This is a genomic window from Nisaea nitritireducens (assembly GCF_014904795.1).
Classification (GTDB): domain Bacteria; phylum Pseudomonadota; class Alphaproteobacteria; order Thalassobaculales; family Thalassobaculaceae; genus Nisaea; species Nisaea nitritireducens.
Genome location: NZ_JACZFS010000009.1, coordinates 167,161 through 187,422, shown reverse-complemented (window position 1 = coordinate 187,422; position 20,262 = coordinate 167,161). Strand labels below are relative to the sequence as shown.

Below are 20,262 nucleotides of genomic sequence, written 5' to 3'. Positions count from 1 at the left end.
GCCTGATACGCAGGCCGCCCCCCTGATTAGACCAGCGCAAAGATGCGTGCCGGCCCGCCAGTTCCACCTTTATGTTTTGGCGCCCCCACGACCAGTGTCGCCCCTTTGGCCGGAACCTTATCCAGATTGGCAACACATTCAATGCCGAACCGGCCGCTCGGCAGCCAGGCGTAGTGCGTGGCGAAATCGCCGGACATACCGTAATCAAGCGAAAGCGTATCAACCGCAATTGAGGCTGCGCCGGTCTCTTCCATCAGCATTTTCACGGCTTCAACGTGGAAGCCCGGATAATGCTGCTTCTCGCCATCGAAGCCTCTGAACGCATCACTGCCGACCTTCTCGCCCCACCCGGAATACATTGCCACGCAGGCATTGGCGGGAATGTCGCCATGCTCATACATCCAGGTCCGCAGATCAGCGGGCGTTACCTGCGAATCAGCGCTTTCTTCTGCCTTGGCGGAAATATCAATGACGCAAAGCGGCACCACGAGATTGGACACAGGGATTTCATCAACCGACGTACCGTCAGCGGAGAAATGCAGCGGCGCGTCGATATGGGTGCCCGTGTGCTCGTTCACTGTGTACTCGAACAGATTGAAGCTGTGCTCCGCGTAGTTGAATTTTTGCTCCATGGAGAATTGCGATTCCCCGAAATAGGTCGGGAATTCGGCATCCAGTGTGTGGGTCATGTCCTCGACGACGTTATGGCCTGCCGCCAGCGCTTGCGGCGCAGCAACTGCTGCACCGGCGGCCACGGCAACACTCGCCATCGCAGCGGTTTTGAAGAGGGAGCGGCGGGAAAGCATTTTATCCTTCACCGCATTCATCACGCAGATATCGCACATGGAAGCCTCCTTATTAACTATAAGGCGAACATCTTATGCATGCCAGACAGCATGCTGCAACGCAGCATGACTATGAGAGCTGTCGCAACTCTTCCGGTTCAGAGAATCTTTCGTTCTTCCAGGAATTTCCCGGCCATCCGGAGATGCCAGCTTCCGGCGCCGTCATGGAAACCGACATGTCCGCCATCGAGCGGCAGGAGCGGCGTCAGGCGCGGTGATCCCGACCAGTCGAAATCGAGATAGCTCGCCCCCGGTATCCAGGGATCGTTGAGGGCGTGGATGATCAGGGTCGGGGTCGTGATGCCCTTCAGGTACTGCCTGGCGGAACTCTGCGTGTAATAGTTCCGCGCACCGTCAAACCCGTTCCGGGCCGCAACATGACGCTCATCGAATTCGAAGATGGTGCGCACATTCGCGACAGCATTGCTTTCGGTGACTGATAGACCCGGGGTCGCCAGGGCCTCGCGCTTCATGCTTTTCAGGAGCCAGCGATGGTAGAGCCGGTTACGTGGCTGGATGATGCGTTCGGACGAGCGGGCGAGATCGATCGGCGCGGAAACGGAGACGGCGCCCACCACATGCGGGCGCTCTTCTTCGCCGAGATATTTCAGCATCATGTTGGCGCCGAGGGAGGCGCCATAGAGCACGAAACGGTCAGCCGTGCCGTTTTCGTGCAACTGTGACAGCACGGCATCCAGATCTCCGGTCCGGCCGGCATGATAGGATTGCGTGCAATCGCCTCGAGTAGTTCCCGCTCCGCGCAGATTGAGCCGCAGCACAGACAATCCCGCCGCCACAAAATACCGGGCCGCGTCACGAACCAGATAGCTGTCCTCGCAGCCGGTGAGCCCATGGATAATGACAACAAGCGGCGCTCCCGGCACCGGTTTGGCCGGATGCTCCAGCATCCCGGACAAGCGATCCCCTGTGCCGTCCTCCATCGGAAACGCGATCCTCTCCGACCGCGCAGACGGGATAGCCGGCCGTCCGCCGAATAGAAAGCTCCGAAGCGTTTGCGGATGACCCCCAACCCATGGGAAGCGCGGTTGAAACGGCGGGTAGGACGGAATGTCAGGAAGCGTCACTCTGCGTCCCGTCGGCGTCGTTAACAGGCGCGTTGGCAGCCATATCCTCGTCTTCCTCTTCCTCGACCGGCTCGAACTGCATGAGCCATTCATGCACGGCGCCGATCTGGGCCTCGTTCATCAGCGCCGGCGCGTGGCCGCAGCCCTCGAACTCGATCAGATCCGCCTTTGGGCCCCGCTCCGTCATTTCCTCGGCGACGTCACGAGGCAACAAGTCGGAATTGGCACCCCGAAGCACAAGGGTCGGGCATTTGATCATGTCGTAGACCGCCCAGAGATCGACATCATCAATTGGCCCCTCGAACGCGGCCCCGATCGCCGGATCGTAATGCATCTTGTATGTACCGTCCGGCTCCCGGAGGACGCTGTGCTGGGTCATTTCCGACCAGTCCGCATCTGAAAGATCGCCGAAATCCGCCAGTGTCTCGCGCAGATAGGCCCCGGCCTCGTTCAAATTCTGGAAGACCGGTGGATCGGCGACATATGTTCCGATCCGCTCCAGTGCCGCCTTCGGGATGAACGGTCCCACATCATTCAGGATCAGCCGCTTGATCGGCGTTCCCTCACGAGAGGCCAGCAGCATTCCGATGATGCCGCCCATCGAGGTCCCGAGCCACTCGACCTCCTGCAAACCGCGATAGTCCAGCAATGCGTCCGCATGGCGCAGATAAGTCTCGAAATTATAGCCGTCCTTATTGTTCAGCCAGCCACTGCGCCCGCGCCCGGCGACATCCGTCTCGATGCAACGGATATCCTTGCCAACCACCCGGGCAAGAGCGTCAAAATCCCGGCCCTGGCGGGTGAGCCCGTGGGCGCAGATCATGGTCCGCTGCAGCGACCGGTTGCCCCAGTCCGTAAAAGCAAGCCAGACGGTGCCATGGTCGTCGGTGAAGGGAAAACTGCCCTGATCTGGTCTCATGCTCCGTCCTGTCCCCGTATCGCTACGATGCCGTTCTGTCCCTGCCGACATATTCCCTCCGGGCAGTGATGCGTCAAGTACGCAGCCCACTTGCCCGTGCCGGCGATACTGATAAGGTCCGCAAATTATTGTATTGGGAGACCTGACAGTGGAACGCGACACACCCCGCGTGGTTCCCGTGGCGGAACGGCACAAGACGGACTGGCGCCGGCTCTATGACGGCTATGCGGCTTTCTACAAGGTGCCGATGACAGATGAAATCGCGGACACGGTCTGGGGCTGGCTTAACGATCCGGCCCATGTGCTGACCTGCCTGATCGCCGAGGACGCAAACGGCAAGGCGATTGGCCTCGCCCATATCCGCGCCATGCCGCGCCCGCTTTCCGGCGCCGAATGCGGTTTCCTCGACGATCTGTTCGTCGATCCGGACGCGCGCGGCCAAGGCGTGTTCGAGGCTTTGTTCAAGGCAATGGACGCGATGGCCCAGGACAAGGGCTGGTCGATGGTCCGATGGCTGACCCAGGAATTCAACTATCGCGGCCGCTCAGCCTATGATCGGATCGCCACCAAGACGCCTTTCATCCTCTATCAGCGCGAAACACCCTGACCCAAGGCTCTCCACGAGAGAGAGCAGGAGAGAGATATGCCCTACACAATGATTATCGCCCTCGCCATCCACATCGTCTCGGCGGTGATCTGGGTCGGCGGCATGTTCTTCGCCTATAACTGCCTCCGCCCCTCCATGGGCACACTGGAGCACGCGCCGGACCGGCTGCGCCTCTGGCGCGCGGTTTTCGCCCGCTTCTTCAGCTTCGTAACCACCCAGATTGTTCTGTTACTTGCCAGTGGCTACTGGATGATCTTCATGGAATTCGGAGGCTTCGCCGGTGCCGGCATCCATATCCACATCATGAACCTGACCGGTTTCGTCATGATGGGCCTGTTCGGCCATCTCTATTTCGCCGAATGGCTCAAGTTCCGCCGCGCAGTCGATGCGGAAGACTTCCCAACGGCGGGAGCAAGGCTGAACCGGATCCGGGTGATTGTCGCGACCAATCTTGGCTTGGGGTGGGTGACCATCATCGTGGGAGCGACCGGTCGTTATTGGGGATAGCATTCTTGCCGGAGCCCGGCTTGCCGTGACCTTTTCAATCCCTTACTAATTCGCCTCCAGATCTCTGAGTTAATTCATAAAGGACACAGCGCATGGCAGCGTCAGGAGGCCCCCTTTCCGGGGTGACGGTAGTGGATCTCTCGCGGATTCTCGCGGGGCCCTATTGCACCATGATGATGGCGGAACTCGGCGCCCGGGTGATCAAGGTGGAAACGCCTGAAACCGGCGACGACGCGCGGCATTACGGGCCGTTCATCAACGGCAAGTCGGCCTATTTCCAGTCCGTCAACCGGGGCAAGGAAAGCATTGCGCTGAACCTGAAGGACGAAGGCGACAAGGCGATCCTCGACAAGCTGCTGGAGAAGGCCGACATCATCGTCGAGAACTTCCGGCCCGGCACCATGGAGAAGCTCGGCTTCGGCTGGGAGCGGCTGCACGAGAAGTTCCCGAAGCTGATCTATGTCTCCGCCTCCGGCTTCGGCCATTCCGGCCCGGACATGTACCGACCGGCCTATGACATGGTCGTGCAGGGTATGGGCGGCATCATGAGCATCACCGGCCATGAGGGTGCGCCGCCGACCCGGATCGGCACCTCTATCGGCGATATCGGCTCCGGCCTCTATGCCGCGATCGGCGCCATGTCCGCCCTCGTCCACCGGTCCAGCACCGGCGAGGCAACCAAGGTCGACATCTCCATGTTCGACTGCCAGCTCGCCCTGCTGGAAAACGCCATCATGCGGTATTTCGTCACCGGCTCCGCGCCAGGTCCGCTCGGCGCCCGCCATCCCTCGATCACACCCTTCGAAGCGTTCGAGACCCTGGACGGCTACATCATCATCGCCGCCGGCAACGATTCCCTGTTCCACAAGATGGCCGACGGCCTCGGCAAGCCCGGCTGGAAGACAGACGACCGCTATCTGACGAACGATCTCCGGGCCCAGCATCAGGCCTATCTGAAGGTCGAAATCGAGGCGATCCTGAAAACAAACACGACTGCCCATTGGGGCGGCATTCTGGATGAAGCCGGCGTGCCGAACGGGCCAATCAACGATGTCGGCCAGGCGGCGGAGCATCCGCAGGCCGCTGCCCGCAACATGATCGTGGATGTCGACGATCCGGTCACCGGCGCGATGAAAGTCGTCGGCAACCCGATCAAACTGACTGCTTTCGACGACCCCAAGACACGCGTTCCGTCACCGAACCTCGACCAGGACCGCGACCGTATTCTCAAGGAGCTTGGACTATGAATCTGATGCGCACGGAACTCGACTTCTCGAGCGAGCCGGCCCTCACCCCGAACACCGATCCTTACGCTCTGGCGAAGGCGCTTTCCGGCCGCCACCTGATCGGCGGCAAACTGGTCCCGGCCTCCTCCGGCAACAGCTTCGAGGTCATTGATCCGGCCACCGGCACCGTCATCGGCTATGGCGCCGAGGGCGACGAGGCCGACGTGAACGCAGCGGTGGAAGATGCAGCCGCCGCGCAGAAGGAATGGGGCAAGATGCGGGCCCGCGACCGTGGCGCGCTGATCCATAAATGCGGCGAAGTCCTGATGGACCATGTCGAGGAGCTTGGCCGCCTGATCGCTCTTGAAACCGGTAAGGCACTGCGCACCGAAAGCCGTGTCGAGGCCTCGATCCTGGCCGACGCCTTCCTGTTCCATGCCGGCCTCGCGTCTGAGCTGAAGGGCGAGACCGTTCCGCACCATCCGGACATGCTGACCATCACCGTGCGCGAGCCGGTCGGTGTCGTCGGCGCGATCATTCCGTGGAACGTCCCGCTGCTGCTGATGGCACTGAAGATCGCCCCGGCACTGGTCGCCGGCAACACCGTGGTGGTGAAATCCGCCGAGGAAGCGCCGCTGACTGTCCTGCGCGTCTGCCAGATCCTGGCCTCCGTGCTGCCTGCCGGCTGCTTCAACATGCTGTCCGGTTACGGCCCGGAATGCGGCGCCCCGCTGGTTGCCCATCCGAAGGTCGGCAAGATCACCTTCACCGGTTCCGTCGAGACCGGCAAGATCGTCTACAAGACGGCTGCCGACAAGCTGATCCCGGTAACACTGGAACTTGGCGGCAAGAGTCCGATGATCGTCATGAAGGACGCCGACATCGACAAGGCAATCGGTGGTGCCGTCACCGGCATGCGCTTCACTCGTCAGGGCCAGAGCTGCACAGCCGCCAGCCGTATGTTCGTCCATGCCGACGTGCATGACGAATTCGTCGCCAAGCTGCGCGAGCAGGTCGACGCCATGGTAATGGGCGACCCGCTGGACGAGAAAACCGATATCGGCACTATCATCTCGCCGGAGCAGTTCGCCAAGGTGAAGTCCTATATCGATCATGGTAAGGGCGAGGCCGGAGCGGAAGCCATCGAATGCTCCGCCATGCCAACGGACGAGAAATTCAAGGACGGCCTGTTCGTCCAGCCTGTCGTATTCCTCGGCATGACGAACGACAGCAAGCTGGCCCGCGAGGAAATCTTCGGCCCGGTGACCTGCGTCATCAAATGGACCGACGAGGAAGAAGTGCTCGCTGCCGCCAATGACAGCGATTATGGCCTCGCCGCCACGGTCTGGACCAACGACCTGAAAGCCGCGCTCAACTTCACCGAGAAGCTGCAAGCCGGCTTCGTGCAGGTGAACCAGAACCTGGTGGTGCAGCCGGGTCTTTCCTATGGCGGCGTCAAGCAGTCCGGCATCGGCAAGGAGGCCACGCTGGAAGCCATGCTGGAACACTTCACGAAAAAGAAGACCATCATCTTCAACAAGACCTGATACCGCGTAATAGCGTAATCGATAGGGAGAAGGCCGATGCTAAGATGGGGTAAACGTCTTGCGCTCGGCCTTCTCTTTGTCTTTGTGGGCTTCAATTTCGGCTGTGCAGCCTTGCTCGTCTGGCTGAGCGGCTCAGTGCCCCAGATCGAGGGAGACGTCACCCTGGCAGGGCTAACCGCCCCCGTGACAGTTGCCCGGGACGACGCCGGTGTGCCGCTGATCAAGGCAGGCTCGGATGGCGACGCTTATTTCGCCCTTGGTTATGTCCATGCCCAGGACCGGCTCTGGCAAATGGAATCCATGCGCCGGATCGGTGCCGGACGGATCGCGGAAATCGTCGGCAATCTGTCAGCCTCGGCGGGGCAGAGCGTGCTGGCCTTCGACCGCCTGACGCGCGGTCTCGGGCTCTATCGTCGGGCCGAAGCAGCCTTTCGTCAGGCATCACCGGAGATGAAACTGGCGCTTGAGCGCTATGCGGACGGCGTCAATTCTTACCTGACGACCCGCGAGGGCGCACTGCCGCCGGAATTCGTTGTTTTGTTCCACGAGCCGGAGCCGTGGAAGCCGGCGGACAGCCTGGTATGGCAACAGCTCATGGGCTTCCGGCTCGGCACCAACTGGTCGTCCGAACTGGAACGGCTGCGGATGATCGAGGCGGGCCTGAGTCCGGCCCAGATCGCTTTCCTGTATCAGGAACCGGACGGGCGGAAACCGGACATGGCGCCGGTGCAACAGGGCCTTCTTTCTCCAGCAGACCTTGCCGCGGCAATACGGTTTGCCGCGGCTCTGCCCGCCCAGCTTGCTCCGGGCGGCGCATCGAATGCCTGGGCGCTTGCCGGCAGCAGGACCGAAAGCGGCAAACCGCTGCTCGCCAGCGACCCTCACCTCAGGCTCACCAATCCCAATCTTTGGTATCTCGCCAGGATCGAGACCCCGGACACCGCGTTGGCAGGCGCAACGGTTCCCGGTGTTCCCTTTCTGATCCTCGGGCATAACGACAGCATCGCGTGGGGCTTCACCACTCCCCACGCTGATACGCAGGACCTTTTCATCGAGCAGATCGATCCGAACGATCCCGCGCGCTACCTGACCCCCGACGGCAGCCAGGCATTTGAGGTCCGTGAAGAACGCTTCCGGATCGGCGACCGGGAAGTCACCGAAACCTTCCGCTCGACCCGGCACGGCCCGGTGATTTCCGACATATGGAACGACGCCAAACGTACCAACCGGAAGACGGTCCTGGCTCTCAGCGCCGCCTCCTTCGCGCCGGGCGACAATAGTGCGGAAGGTTTTCTGCTGCTGAACCAGGCGCGCTCCGTCGATGAAGCGATAGAGGCCCTGGAAGGCTTTTCCAGCCCGCCGCAAAACGTCACCCTGGCCGACCGGGAGGGCAATATCGCCCTGCTCCTTGCCGGCCGCGTGCCAGCCCGCAACATGGGCGACGGTTTCATGCCCGCAGACGGCGCAACCGGGGCCGGAGACTGGATCGGCTGGATCGACCGGGACCGGCTGCCCCTCATCCAAAATCCTGAAAGCGGTATGGTGGTCCAGGCAAACGACCGGCTGCCGCGCCTGGACCCGACACTTTCCCTCGGCCGGGAGTTCGAAGTCCCGTTCCGGGCGGAGCGCATCCGGGAGCAATTGCTGGCGATCAGCTCCGGCGCCACGGTGCAATCCCAGATCGACCTGCAGATGGATAACCTGTCGCCCGATGTGCCACGGACACGCGCGCTTCTGCTCGACAACCTGAAGCAAGGCAATCTGACGGACCTGGAACTTGAAATGGTCGAAAGGCTCCGCCGGTGGGATGGGGAAATGCGCCGCGACCGGGTCGAGCCGCTGGTCTACACACTGTGGACCACGCTTTTGCATCGCAAGATCTTCGGTGACGAGCTTGGGTACCTGATCGGTGACTACCGGCGTGTCTATCCGCATATGTTCGAAGCCGTCCTGACCGATGCCACGGAATGGTGCGACGATATTCGCTCCGACGTGGTCGAACCGTGCACGGCGCCAGTTCGCGAGAGCCTGCAGGAAGCAATTGCGCGCCTGACCGCCAAATTCGGGCCCAATCCTGAAGACTGGCGCTGGGGCAAAGCCCACGAAGCCCGTTTCCGGCATCAGCTCTGGTCACGTGTACCGCTGCTCGACAAATTGTTGGACAGCCAGATCGCAACCGACGGCGGCGACTTCACCGTGAACCGCGGCAGCCCGAGCGTGCGGATCTCCGAGGCCGATTTCAGCTTCTATCATGTGCATGGCGCTGGAATCCGGACGGTCTACGATCTCTCGGATCTCGATGCCTCTCTGTTCAGCCTGTCGCTTGGTCAGTCGGGCAACCCGTTCTCGGAGTTTTATCATGATCAGGCGGAGGCCTGGGCGAACGGCCGTTATCGCCGGATCGGCGCATCAGAAGGGCAAGGGACGAAAACTCTCACTCTGCGTCCTGAATAGCGGCGATCAGAATCGCAGTCGCGCGCCGAGCATGAAATTCTGGGCGAAACCGGAATCGTCTTCCTCCGCTCTCAGGCCGGGTTGTGCCGTCCGGGTGTAGAAAGCTCGGTACTCCGTGAAGAAATCCCAGCTATCCGACATTTCATAAGAGGCACCGAAGCCGAACTCAAAGGATGGCGATCTCTCCTCCTGACGGTCGAGGCCGGTGCCATAGGCCAAACCAAGGCCGGCGACTACATGCGGTCGCACAGACCAGTCGTCGCCCAGATCGAAGGAACGGTCGAGATAGATCGACAACACATCCCCCGCCCCGTAAGGGTCCGGTCCACGTCCAAGTCCGACTTGTCCTGTCGGCTCACCCAGATCGGTATAACGGAGGGAAAACTGATAGCGCTCGCCTGTCTGAAAATCGTCCAGGCTACGCCGCTCCGGCTCGTTCACAAAACGGAGCCCGTTTTCCGTGGCATTGCCGTAACGATCTGTTGACGCGCCGAGGAAATACCAGGAACTCTGCCGTTCATCGAGTTCGTTTGCGGCAGATAACACCGGCATCCCCGCAATGGCGAGGCAAAACACGACAGGCATGACAATACGGCCTAGGCAGGACATTTGATGTCCCTCCAACAACACTGCGTTCCCGGTGAGTCCCTTAATTCTCTCCAAGAACGGCGTTTCTTCGCCCTTCCCCGTATGATTGGACTCCTACCACGCTCTCATGGGCACTTGGAGTCAAATCAGCGTTAAAAGAACACCCTCCGGTGACCGGACCGGCGTGCAATAATCCGGCCTATCTTACTGGAGCATCGAGATGACCCTGCCTGTTACATTCGAAGATATTGAAAAGGCTCAGAAACAACTGAGCGGCAAAATCCTTCGAACGCCCTCCATCCCGGCACCGGCACTCGGCCAGGCCCTCGGGATCGACCTGACATTGAAACTCGAAAACCTGCAGCTCACAGGATCGTTCAAGGCGCGTGGCGCCTATGTGAAGCTGTCCAGCCTGAGTGCGGAAGAGCGCGCCCGCGGTGTCATCGCCATGTCCGCTGGCAACCATGCGCAGGGCGTGGCCTATCATGCGACGGCTCTCGGCATTCACTCGACCATCGTCATGCCGGCAGCGACACCGTTCACCAAGGTGGAAAAGACCCGCAACTACGGCGCTGAAGTGGTCCAGTTCGGCGATACGCTCTCCGAGAGTCGGGACAAGGTCGAGGAACTGGTCGCAGAGCATGGATATGTCCTGATCCATCCCTATGACGATCCGATGATCATTGCCGGTCAGGGAACCGCGGGGCTCGAGCTGATGCAGGATGCCGAAGCCATTGACACTCTCGTGGTCCCGATCGGCGGTGGCGGCCTGATTTCCGGCATGGCCATCGCCGCCAAGATGTTTAACCCGGCCATCGAAATAATCGGCGTTCAGTCTGAGCAGTTCCCCTCCATGTATTCTGCTCTGCGTGGCCTGCCTCCACAATTTGGCGGCGAGACTCTGGCGGAAGGCATCGCGGTGAAAATACCGGGTGCCATGACCACGGAAATCTGCCGCGCGCTGGTCGACGACATCATTCTGGTCGACGAGATCGAGATCGAGCGTGCCGTCAATGGCTGCGCAGAGCATCAGAATCTGGTTGCCGAAGGTGCCGGCGCGGCCGGAATTGCAGCGATGATCAAGGCACCGGAGCGTTTTGCAGGCAAACGGGTCGCCAGCGTGATCTGCGGCGGCAATATAGACCAGCGTATGCTGGCAACAGTCCTGCTGCGCGGGCTGACCCGTCACGGCCGCCTTGCGCGCCTGCGGATCGACATCAGGGATCAGCCGGGCACCCTCGCCCGTGTGGCCGGGCTGATCGGACGCTCAGGCGCCAATATCGTCGAGGTTCACCACCAGCGCATGTTCCAGGATGTACCGATCAAGCAAGCCGAGCTGGAAGTGCTGGTGGAGACCCGTAACCCGGATCACGTGTTGGAAATCGTCGCCGCACTCGACGCCGCCGGTCTGAAGACCAGCGTCATGAGCAACATGGCGATGGAAGGTCGGCCTCTTTAAGGTTCAGGAAACCGAACGATAGGTACCGCGATAGTAAATGAGCGGATCGGCGTCTTCGCGAAGGGGGCCGAGCCGTTCAACCCGTCCGACGAGAATTGAGTGATCCCCGCCTTCATGAACCGCATGCAATGTGCAGTCGATGGCCGCGAGGGCGCCACCCAGAATTGGCGCGCCGGTCACCCAGGGCTCGTGCGCCACGCCGTCGAACCGGTCGCCGACGTCGGAGCTGAACCGCACGGACAGGTCGGCCTGATCGGCGGATAAAATGTTTATCGCGAAGCAACCGCCGTCTGAAAACGCGTCATGGCACGTCGCATCCTTGCCAATGCAGACCAGCACCAACGGCGGATCGAGGGATACTGATGAAAAGGAGCTGGCCGTAAAACCGTCGAGACGCCCTTCATTGGTGGTCGTGACCACAGTCACCCCCGTGGCGAAGCGCCCCATCACATCGCGGAATTGATCCGAATTCACTGACATTACGAGTACAGCTCCTTATTTTGCCGGAAAACTGCCAAAGGCATGTCCGTTACCGGCTCAAACTTCACTGGCTGACATGGCGCAAAGCAGCCAGTAAATCAATTGTTTACCCCTTGTTGTTTACAAATAACCGAAATTTGAGGGATATTAGGCTTTGAGTGTTTCCCGAAATGCGTTCTGGGACCATTACCGGGTGGAGAGCGTCACATGCTGGTGATCATCGGATGGGTTGTCGTCATCGTCTGCGTGATTGGCGGCTACATGGCCATGGGCGGCAAACTCGGGCCTCTGTGGCAGCCTTTTGAGCTTGTCATTATCGGCGGTGCCGGTGTCGGCGCGTTTATCTGTGCGAACCCAAAACATGTTCTGGGTAATGCCGGACGCGGCTTCAAAGCCGCGCTGAGTGGTCCAAAATACTCCAAGGACGATTATCTCGAACTGCTCAGTCTGATGTATGCGATTTTCAAGCTCGCGAAGACAAAAGGCATGCTCGCTATCGAATCCCATATCGAGAGACCGGAGGACAGTTCGCTCTTCCAGGCTTTTCCGAAATTCTCGTCCGATCACCACGCACTCGACTTTCTCTGTGATTATCTCCGGATGATGACGCTCGGCACCGATAACCCGCACGAGTTGGCTGACCTCCTCGACGAGGAACTTGAGACCCACCATGCCGAGGACGCTGAGGTAGCATCAGCATACCAGACCATGGGCGACGGCTTCCCCGCGCTTGGGATTGTCGCGGCCGTGCTCGGGATCATCAAAACCATGGGGTCGATCACCGAACCCCCGGAAGTGCTTGGCAAGCTGATCGGTGGCGCTCTGGTCGGAACCTTCCTCGGCATTCTTCTCGCCTATGGCTTCGTGAGCCCGCTGGCTGCCACCATGGGGACGACCCTGAATGCCGACGCCAAATACCTTGGCTGCATCAAGGCCGGCCTGCTTGCCCACGTCTCGGGCTACGCCCCGGCCGTCTCGGTGGAATTTGCCCGCAAGACGCTTATGTCCAAGGACCGCCCTTCCTTCTTCGAGGTTGAGGAAGCTGTCGCGGCCTTGCCTCCGGTCTAGTACGGACCGATATCTGGCACGCAGAATGCAACAAGCGGTCGAGAGTCACTCTAGCCGCGCGCCAAACGGGAACGAGAAAGCTTGGACAACCACGCCAGCATAATTATCAAGAAGGTCAAGAAGGGTGGCCATGGCGGTCACCATGGCGGCGCCTGGAAGGTTGCCTATGCCGACTTCGTGACCGCGATGATGGCCTTCTTCCTGCTCCTCTGGTTGCTGAACGCAACCACAGAGGAACAGAAGATGGGTATCTCCAACTATTTCGATCCGACAGCCATCTCGCGCTCCACCCGAAGCGGTTCCGGCGGCGTCCTCGGCGGCACCTCGATCACCGTGCCGGGCGCGCTGAAATCTGCTTCCTCTCCGCCGATGATCAGTACGCCTCAGGTGGCACGCCCCCAGGCGGAAAACACGGAATCCCTCGATGCTGATTCGGACGATCCGGAAAACATCGAATCCCGCCTCGGCAGTGACGACGATGCCGAAGGCCTGATCAGCGCGGAGAAACTCGAAAAGCTGCTTGAGGAACGGGAAGCCGCTCAGTTCGCCTCGGCCGAGAAGATGCTGCGTCAGGCGATCGAGGAATCAAACGACCCTGAGCTGAAAGAGATCGCAGACAGCCTGCAGATCGATAATGCGCCAGAAGGCCTGCGTATTCAGTTGCTCGATCAGGAAAAGGTCGCCCTGTTCCCGCTCGGTAGCGCGGACATGTTCGAGCAGACACGCAAGCTTCTGGCAAAAGTGTCCGAAATCATCAGCAAGCTGCCGAACAAGATAAAGATCTCCGGCCATACGGACTCGAGCCCCTTCCCCGAAGGGGCGACCTACACGAACTGGGAGCTGTCCGCGGACCGCGCGCTTTCCAGTCGGCGGGCGCTCATCGCCAACGGTATTCCGGGAGGTCGCGTTGCCCAGGTTGTCGGCATGGCCGATACCGACCCTATCGAGCCGAACGACCCGACCTCTCCCAGTAACCGGCGTATCAGCATCGTTCTGCTGAAGCAGGATTTCAGCGATCAGGCAGCCGATGCAGTCGCGTCCGGCGAGCCCGCTGTTCAGCCGCTCGAGACGACGCTTCCGCCGATCATCGCGCCGGATACCGGCTCGGCCCTGCCGCCAGTGCGATCCGGAGGCTGACCCCGACGCATGTTTGACAATCTTCGAGCCCGCCCGCTGGCGTTCTTCCATACGCTGCCCATGCCGTGCCCCTATCTTCCCGGCAAGACCGAGCGCCGTTTGATTGCGGATATCTCGAGCCGTCGCGGCCAGCTTGCGCACGACGCCCTGGCGAAGGCCGGCTTCCGCCGTACCCAGCACCTGACCTACCGGCCGGCCTGCCCGAGCTGCAATGCCTGCAACCCTGTCCGCGTTCGCTGTGCCGATTTCCGCTGGTCGAGGACCTTTCGCAAGCTGCTGAAACGCAACGCAGATCTGACCGCGCGGCCTGTCCAGGCCATCGCCACCCGAGAACAATACCGATTGTTCCAGGCCTATCAGCAAGGCCGGCATGGCGACGGCGAAATGGCGATGATGGATTTCGCGGATTATGCGGAAATGGTCGAACGTTCGCCCATAGAAACCTACCTGATCGAATACCGCGACGCGGCCCAGGAACTGGTGGCGATCATGCTGGTGGATGAGCAAGAAGACGGGCTGTCCGCCGTCTACAGCTATTTCGATACGTCGGACGGCACACGCGGCTTCGGCACTTACATGGTGCTCGACCTGATCGAACGCACGAAAGCGCGCGGCCTCAACTATGTCTATCTCGGCTACTGGATCCCGGACTGCCGCAAGATGGCCTACAAGACCAAATACCGGCCGTACGAGCTTCTAACGCCGGAAGGCTGGGTCGAGGCCACCCCGGAAGAGAGCTCAGCCTCCGGTTAGGTAAACCGTGCCGGCAGTTAGGTAAATCGCGCCGGTCTGGGGAAACCGTTCGGCGGCATCTTGCCTGCACCGGCCCGCTTGCCGCGCCATGTGGTCAGATCCGTTTCCGTACGCGTCCGGCCTCCGGTCTGTTCCCAGCTCAGTCCTTCTTCCGTCTTCAGGAAGGTCACGTCGCCGAGCCTGCCGTCCTTGTAGCGTTGCAGGATCACACCCTTGCCGCGCGCCATTTCCGGCACTTCCGAGGCCTCGAAAACGAGCAGCTTGCGGTTGGTGCCGACAATGGCGATCAACTCACCCTCGACCGGCAGACAGATCTGCGCCTTCGCACCCGCACTCGGATTGAGCACCTGCTTGCCCGCCTTCTTCTGAGCGAGCAGATCGTCGGAATTCACGATGAATCCGCGCCCATCACTGGAAGCGAGCAACAGGCGCTGCCCCTTGCGATGCGGCAGGATGTCGACGATCTCCTCGTCGTTATCGAGATCGATCATCAGGCGCAGCGGCTCGCCATGGCCGCGGCCACGGGGCAGTTTGTCCGCCATGATCGTGAAGAATCGTCCGTCACTGGCAAAGATCAATATCCTGTCCGTGGTCTCGGCCCGGATCAGGAATTTCCCCTCGTCGCCTTCCTTGAACTTCAGCTCGGCGTCATCCGCGATATGGCCCTTCATGGCGCGAATCCAGCCTTTTTCGGAGCAGATGATGGTGATCGGCTCGCGCTCGACCATCGCTTCCATCGGCACTTCGACATCGGACGGCGCCGCGCCGATTTCGGTCCGGCGGCGGCCAAGCTCGGTCTGTTTGCTGAAGGTACGGCGGATCTCGCCGACCTCGCTCGCCACAGTCTTCCAGCGCAGCCCTTCGTCACCAAGCAGGGTCTCGATCTCCTGCTTTTCCGCCGTCAGTTCCTCGAATTCCTTGCGAAGCTCGATCTCTTCAAGCTTGCGCAGACTCCGCAGCCGCATGTTGAGGATGGCTTCGGCCTGACGTTCGCTCAGCTCGAACCGCCGGATCATTTCCTCTTTCGGATGATCCTCCTCGCGGATGATCCGGATCACCTCATCGATATTGAGGAAGGCGATCAGGTAGCCGGCCAGCACTTCCAGCCGGTCCTCGATCTTGCCGAGACGGAAATTCGAGCGCCGGATCAGCACCTCATGACGGTGATCGAGGAAAGCCCGCAGCGTCTCCGGCAAAGACATGACGCGGGGCGTCTGGTCCGCATCGAGCACATTGAGGTTCAGGCTGAACTTGATCTCGAGGTCGGTGAATTTATACAGGCTCTCCATTAGGACAGCCGGGTCGACATTGCGGTTCTTCGGCTCCAGTACAACCCGGACGTCCGCCGCCGACTCGTCGAGAATATCCCCGAGCAATGCCAGTTTTCGGGCTTGCATCAGCTCCGCCATCCGCTCGATCAGGCGTGACTTCTGAACCTGATACGGGATCTCGGTAATGACAATCTGATAGGTGCCGTTTTTGAGCTTCTCCACCTCGTATTTGGCCCGGAGCCGGAAGCTGCCGCGCCCGGTGCGGTAGGCCTCGATCACAGCCGCCCGGTCTTCCACCAGCATTCCGCCGGTCGGGAAGTCAGGACCCGGGATCATGTCGACCAGTGTCTCGATACGCGCTTCCGGATACTTGATCAGGTGCAGCAGAGCGTCGCAGAGCTCTTCCACGTTATGCGGCGGTATATTGGTCGCCATACCGACGGCGATGCCTTGCGATCCGTTCGCCAGCAAGTTCGGGAAAGCCGCCGGAAGGACGAGCGGCTCGCTGCCCTCGCCGTCATAGGTCTGGCGGAAATCAACAGCGTCCTCGTCGATGCCGCGCAGCAACAGCTCCGCGACCTCGGTCATGCGCGCTTCCGTGTAGCGCATGGCCGCCGCATTATCGCCGTCGATATTGCCGAAATTCCCCTGCCCGTCGACCAGCGGGTAACGGACGGCGAAATCCTGCGCCAGGCGGACCATCGCATCGTAGATCGCCGAGTCCCCGTGCGGGTGGAACTTACCCATCACGTCACCGACGACGCGGGCGGATTTCTTGAAGGCATCGTCCGGAGAGAGCCGAAGCTGGCGCATAGCGAACAGCAGACGCCTGTGCACCGGCTTCAACCCGTCGCGCACATCCGGCAGCGAGCGGGACATGATCGTCGACATGGCATAGGCGAGGTAGCGTTCGCTCAGCGCCTCGGCGAGGCCGGTATCCCGAATGTCAGGTAGCATGGATCTTGTGGACCTTCATGAATCTGGACGCCAGATATTGTATGCGAGCGCGCGTGCCGTTCCAAGTGTGCTGACGCACCCAAGGCTCAAAACCGGATATTTTCAACCAATCATGTCGGGACTGGTCGACGACTCGATCCGGTCACGGAACCGGGTCCGTGAAGCCGGGCTCTGCTCTCCCTGGGTATTGAACAGATGCTTTTCCAGAAAGTGGCCGGTGAGATCCAGCCCCTTCAACAGATCGGCCATCGCCCCGTCGCCCCGGCCGATCAGGAAATCGGGCATGGCCAGCATTTTATCCCGATAGGGCTCACCCGCCGAGAGGGAGACGGCACGGCCAGTTCGCGGGCTGACATAGGCCAGCTCGTCATTGGTGCCGGTTGCCGCGCAACTCGTAAGGTCGAGCCCATAGCCAAGCTCCGCCAACACACCAAGCTCCCAACGGACATAGACCGCGACCCAGAGATCGCCGAGTTCCTCATTCCGCATGGCATGGATCAGGGCCTGAAGACCGGCATGCACCGCCGGGTGCGGCTCACGCTCGGGCAAGGCCCGGTCGGCTACGGCGCAGGCAGCCGCAAGGCCGGACAGTTTCAGCGGATCATCAAAGAGGTCGGCTGCATGACTTTCATCCAGCTCCAGGGAATAACTCCCGAGTTGCTCCGCCAATCGCGCCTGCCAGACCGCGCGCACCGTATTTCCTGGCTGGAGCATACCCTTGTGCCGGGCCGATGCGCCTCCGCGCATCAGGCCGGCATGACGCCCGTGCGCCTCGGTCATCAGCGTGACGATGGCCGCGCTCTCGCCATGTGGCCGGACCGACAGAACGATGCCTTCGTCAGTCCATTCCACCCTGATGCCTTTCGCTCTGATGTCTTTCGCCTTCCGGCGCAGGACCGGCCGCCGCCTCATCCCGGCCCCGGCGCGCCTTGCGTTCCTGATAGGCAGTAGAAAGTGCGGAGGCGAGAATACCGGCTGGCATGGCAACGAGCCCGATGCCTGAAAGCGCAACGAGGCCCGCCAGTATTTTGCCGATTGTCGTTGCCGGGTAGACATCGCCATACCCGACAGTCGTCAGCGTTGCGATGGCCCACCACATAGCGCGCGGGATACTGCCGAACGCCTCCGGCTGCACGTCTCTTTCCGCAACATAAAGCAGGGTTGCCGCCACGATCATCATGGCCAATGCGATCAGGCTGCTGAAGGCCAACTCATACCGCCGGTCGACAATGCCATGCCAGATCTGACGCGCAGCTGTTGTAAACGGCCCCGTCCGCGCCAGTGTGAGCACGCGGAACAGCCGCATCAGACGCAATACGTAGAATGCCGTTCCATCAACAGAGTCGACGAATGGAGCCAGCAGGAACGGTGTGATGGCCACCAGATCGATCAACGCAACCGGTGTCAGAGCATATTTGAAACGCCCGATGAGCCCCGCATGCTCCTTGCGCTCCCCGGCAGACCAGAGTCGCGCCAGATACTCCGTTACAAACAGCCATCCGAAGAAGTGTTCCAGAGAGACGAACAGCATCGGTGCTCTGGAGCGAATTGTCGGTTCCGTTTCCAGCACCACCGCAGCAACAGAGACCAGGATCGCGACGATCAACGCTCTATTCGCGAACGACATCGTGTGCCCAGGCCGGGCTTCGATATCGAGCTGTCGCCAAATCTGGTAACGAAGGCTATCCACGGGGTCTACCTAAGCGCATTGAGAAAATTTTCCCTGAGATCGCCCACAAACACCCGTCCGTCGTAACACAGCATCAGACGTTCGGGTCGAGGCCCCAGTCACGATAGCGTTCCGGATCGTCGATCCAGTTCTCGCGCACCTTCACGAAAACGAAGAGGTGGATGCGCTTGTCGAATATTTCCTGCATCTGACGGCGGGCGGCCGCGCCGATGGACTTCACCATCGAGCCGTTCTTGCCGAGGACGATCTTTTTCTGCCCGTCACGCTGCACGTAGATCACCTGGTTGACGACCGCACTGCCATCTTCCTTCTCGACCCAGCTCTCGGTTTCCACCGTCGCCGAATAGGGCAGTTCCTGATGCAGGCGGTTGAACACTTCCTCACGGGTGATCTCTGCCGCCAGCAGACGCAGCGGCAGATCCGTAACCTCGTCCGGCGGATAGAGATAAGGCCCCGCCGGCATGCGGTCCGCGAGATATTTCAGCAGGTCATCGCAACCGTCGCCATTCTCGGCGGAGATCATGAAGGTCTCTTCGGCAATGCCGGTTTCGGCAAGCTCGGCGGCGAAGGGCAGCAGAGCTTCACGTGCCGTATCGTCGATCTTGTTCAGAACCAGAATGACTTTGCGTTGAGACTTCTGCAGCCCCGCGATAATGCGGCGCGTATCGTCGTCGACCTTCTTGCGGGAGGCGTCGACCATCAGCACGACGAGATCCGCGTCGCCCGCGCCTTCCCAGGCAGCATGCACCATGGCCCTGTCGAGCCGGTGTTTCGGCTCGAAAATGCCCGGTGTGTCAACGAACACGACCTGGGTGTCGCCATGCATGCAGACACCGCGGATACGCGTGCGCGTGGTCTGCACCTTGCGGGTGACGATGGAGACCTTGTACCCGACCAACCGGTTGACCAAGGTCGATTTACCGGCATTCGGCGCGCCGACGACGGCGACAAATCCCGCCCGTGTTTGGATGTCAGTGCCGTTTGCCTGTGTATCAGCCATTCAGTTTCGCAATCATCTTGCCTGCTGCATCCTGTTCAGCGATGCGCTTTGATTTACCGGCACCGGTCGTCGAACCGTGGCCCTGGACCGTGACCTTGATCGTAAATTCCGGCGCATGGGCCGGGCCGTCCCGGCCTACGGTTTCATATGCCGGGAGAGGGATCTTCCGTGCCTGCACCCATTCCTGCAAAGTCGTCTTCGCATCCTGCGGTGGCCGCAGTTCGGCTTCAACAAGCGGGTTCCAGCCCTGCAGGATGAAACGCCGGGCCGCCTCCAGCCCGCCATCAAGATAGAGCGCCCCGATCACCGCTTCCATGGCATCGGAAAGGATCGTCTCGCTTTCCCGGACGCCGGCTTCGGTCTCCCCGCGGGAGACAATCAGGAAACGCCCCAGGCCGATCTGCCGCGCGATCTCCGCAAGAGCCTCACGACGAACAAGCCCTACATGCCGTTTTGCAATCGCCCCTTCCCGCTCGTGCGGGAAACGGTCCAACAGGTGCTCAGCCATGATCAGGGCCAGCACCCGGTCTCCGAGGAATTCCAGCCGCTCATAGGCATTCCAGGCCCGCGGCTCCGCGCTTGCGTGGGTTACAGCCCGGCGCAGAACGTCTGTATGGCCGAACGTGTGGCCAAGAATTTCCTCGAGTTCTTCCAGATCGCTTTCCATCT

At 60.8% G+C, this 20,262-nt stretch carries 19 protein-coding genes; 9 read left to right on the top strand and 10 right to left on the bottom strand.

What is annotated here, in order from left to right:
• Window positions 1–26: 26 nt before the first annotated feature.
• From IG629_RS02470 to IG629_RS02460, 3 genes are all read right to left on the bottom strand, one after another.
• Entirely contained in the window at window positions 27–845 is an 819-nt protein-coding gene (locus tag IG629_RS02470; RefSeq protein ID WP_193170401.1) for a cyclase family protein, read from the bottom strand.
• Window positions 846–943: 98 nt separating this feature from the next.
• The gene (locus tag IG629_RS02465; RefSeq protein ID WP_193170400.1) at window positions 944–1,786 is read right to left on the bottom strand and encodes a YheT family hydrolase; all 843 of its coding nucleotides are present in this window, start codon (window positions 1,784–1,786) and stop codon (window positions 944–946) included.
• Between the two features lie 130 nt (window positions 1,787–1,916).
• A complete protein-coding gene (locus IG629_RS02460; RefSeq protein WP_193170399.1) occupies window positions 1,917–2,849 on the bottom strand; it encodes an alpha/beta fold hydrolase in 933 nt (310 codons plus the stop codon).
• Window positions 2,850–2,997: 148 nt separating this feature from the next.
• Here IG629_RS02460 and IG629_RS02455 point away from each other — a divergent pair, with 148 nt between their 5' ends.
• The 5 genes from IG629_RS02455 (at window position 2,998) to IG629_RS02435 (ending at window position 9,190) form a co-directional block, all read left to right on the top strand.
• The gene (locus tag IG629_RS02455; protein WP_193170398.1) at window positions 2,998–3,456 is read left to right on the top strand and encodes a GNAT family N-acetyltransferase; all 459 of its coding nucleotides are present in this window, start codon (window positions 2,998–3,000) and stop codon (window positions 3,454–3,456) included.
• A 36-nt stretch (window positions 3,457–3,492) separates the two neighbouring features.
• Entirely contained in the window at window positions 3,493–3,963 is a 471-nt protein-coding gene (locus IG629_RS02450) for a CopD family protein (RefSeq protein ID WP_226886387.1), read from the top strand.
• Between the two features lie 92 nt (window positions 3,964–4,055).
• A complete protein-coding gene (locus IG629_RS02445; RefSeq protein WP_028464715.1) occupies window positions 4,056–5,210 on the top strand; it encodes a CaiB/BaiF CoA transferase family protein in 1,155 nt (384 codons plus the stop codon).
• Window positions 5,207–6,736 carry an aldehyde dehydrogenase family protein gene (locus IG629_RS02440; protein WP_193170397.1) on the top strand — a complete coding sequence of 510 codons (1,530 nt, stop codon included), beginning with the start codon at window positions 5,207–5,209 and terminating at the stop codon, window positions 6,734–6,736. The genes IG629_RS02445 and IG629_RS02440 overlap by 4 nt, the downstream gene beginning before the upstream one ends.
• A gap of 36 nt (window positions 6,737–6,772) precedes the next feature.
• Window positions 6,773–9,190: a penicillin acylase family protein gene (locus IG629_RS02435; protein WP_193170396.1), complete on the top strand. Its 2,418-nt coding sequence runs from the start codon at window positions 6,773–6,775 to the stop codon at window positions 9,188–9,190.
• 6 nt (window positions 9,191–9,196) lie between these two features.
• Here IG629_RS02435 and IG629_RS02430 read toward each other — a convergent pair whose 3' ends face one another.
• On the bottom strand, window positions 9,197–9,775 hold the full coding sequence (locus IG629_RS02430) for an outer membrane beta-barrel protein (protein ID WP_193170395.1): 579 nt from the start codon (window positions 9,773–9,775) through the stop codon (window positions 9,197–9,199).
• A gap of 223 nt (window positions 9,776–9,998) precedes the next feature.
• Between IG629_RS02430 and IG629_RS02425 the strand changes: the two genes are divergently transcribed.
• Window positions 9,999–11,237 (top strand): threonine ammonia-lyase, encoded by a 1,239-nt coding sequence (locus tag IG629_RS02425; RefSeq protein ID WP_193170394.1) that lies wholly within the window; start codon window positions 9,999–10,001, stop codon window positions 11,235–11,237.
• Between the two features lie 3 nt (window positions 11,238–11,240).
• Here the strand turns inward: IG629_RS02425 and IG629_RS02420 are convergent, their stop codons facing one another.
• Window positions 11,241–11,717: a flavin reductase family protein gene (locus tag IG629_RS02420; protein ID WP_193170393.1), complete on the bottom strand. Its 477-nt coding sequence runs from the start codon at window positions 11,715–11,717 to the stop codon at window positions 11,241–11,243.
• Between the two features lie 207 nt (window positions 11,718–11,924).
• Here IG629_RS02420 and motA point away from each other — a divergent pair, with 207 nt between their 5' ends.
• The 3 genes from motA (at window position 11,925) to IG629_RS02405 (ending at window position 14,675) form a co-directional block, all read left to right on the top strand.
• The gene (motA, locus tag IG629_RS02415) at window positions 11,925–12,785 is read left to right on the top strand and encodes a flagellar motor stator protein MotA (RefSeq protein ID WP_193170392.1); all 861 of its coding nucleotides are present in this window, start codon (window positions 11,925–11,927) and stop codon (window positions 12,783–12,785) included.
• 81 nt (window positions 12,786–12,866) lie between these two features.
• On the top strand, window positions 12,867–13,922 hold the full coding sequence (locus tag IG629_RS02410) for a flagellar motor protein MotB (protein ID WP_193170391.1): 1,056 nt from the start codon (window positions 12,867–12,869) through the stop codon (window positions 13,920–13,922).
• 9 nt (window positions 13,923–13,931) lie between these two features.
• Window positions 13,932–14,675, top strand: coding sequence for an arginyltransferase (locus IG629_RS02405; RefSeq protein ID WP_193170390.1), 744 nt, complete (start codon window positions 13,932–13,934; stop codon window positions 14,673–14,675).
• 17 nt (window positions 14,676–14,692) lie between these two features.
• Here the strand turns inward: IG629_RS02405 and parC are convergent, their stop codons facing one another.
• From parC to rnc, 5 genes are all read right to left on the bottom strand, one after another.
• Window positions 14,693–16,903, bottom strand: a complete 2,211-nt coding sequence (gene parC, locus IG629_RS02400) for a DNA topoisomerase IV subunit A (RefSeq protein ID WP_193170389.1) — start codon at window positions 16,901–16,903, stop codon at window positions 14,693–14,695.
• Window positions 16,904–17,005: 102 nt separating this feature from the next.
• Window positions 17,006–17,755, bottom strand: a complete 750-nt coding sequence (gene recO / locus IG629_RS02395; protein WP_193170388.1) for a DNA repair protein RecO — start codon at window positions 17,753–17,755, stop codon at window positions 17,006–17,008.
• Window positions 17,742–18,593, bottom strand: a complete 852-nt coding sequence (locus IG629_RS02390) for an ion transporter (protein WP_319024992.1) — start codon at window positions 18,591–18,593, stop codon at window positions 17,742–17,744. The genes recO and IG629_RS02390 overlap by 14 nt, the downstream gene beginning before the upstream one ends.
• Before the next feature lie 73 nt (window positions 18,594–18,666).
• Window positions 18,667–19,593, bottom strand: coding sequence for a GTPase Era (gene era, locus IG629_RS02385; protein WP_193170387.1), 927 nt, complete (start codon window positions 19,591–19,593; stop codon window positions 18,667–18,669).
• Window positions 19,586–20,260, bottom strand: coding sequence for a ribonuclease III (gene rnc, locus IG629_RS02380; RefSeq protein ID WP_193170386.1), 675 nt, complete (start codon window positions 20,258–20,260; stop codon window positions 19,586–19,588). The genes era and rnc overlap by 8 nt, the downstream gene beginning before the upstream one ends.
• Between the last annotated feature and the right edge of the window lie 2 nt (window positions 20,261–20,262).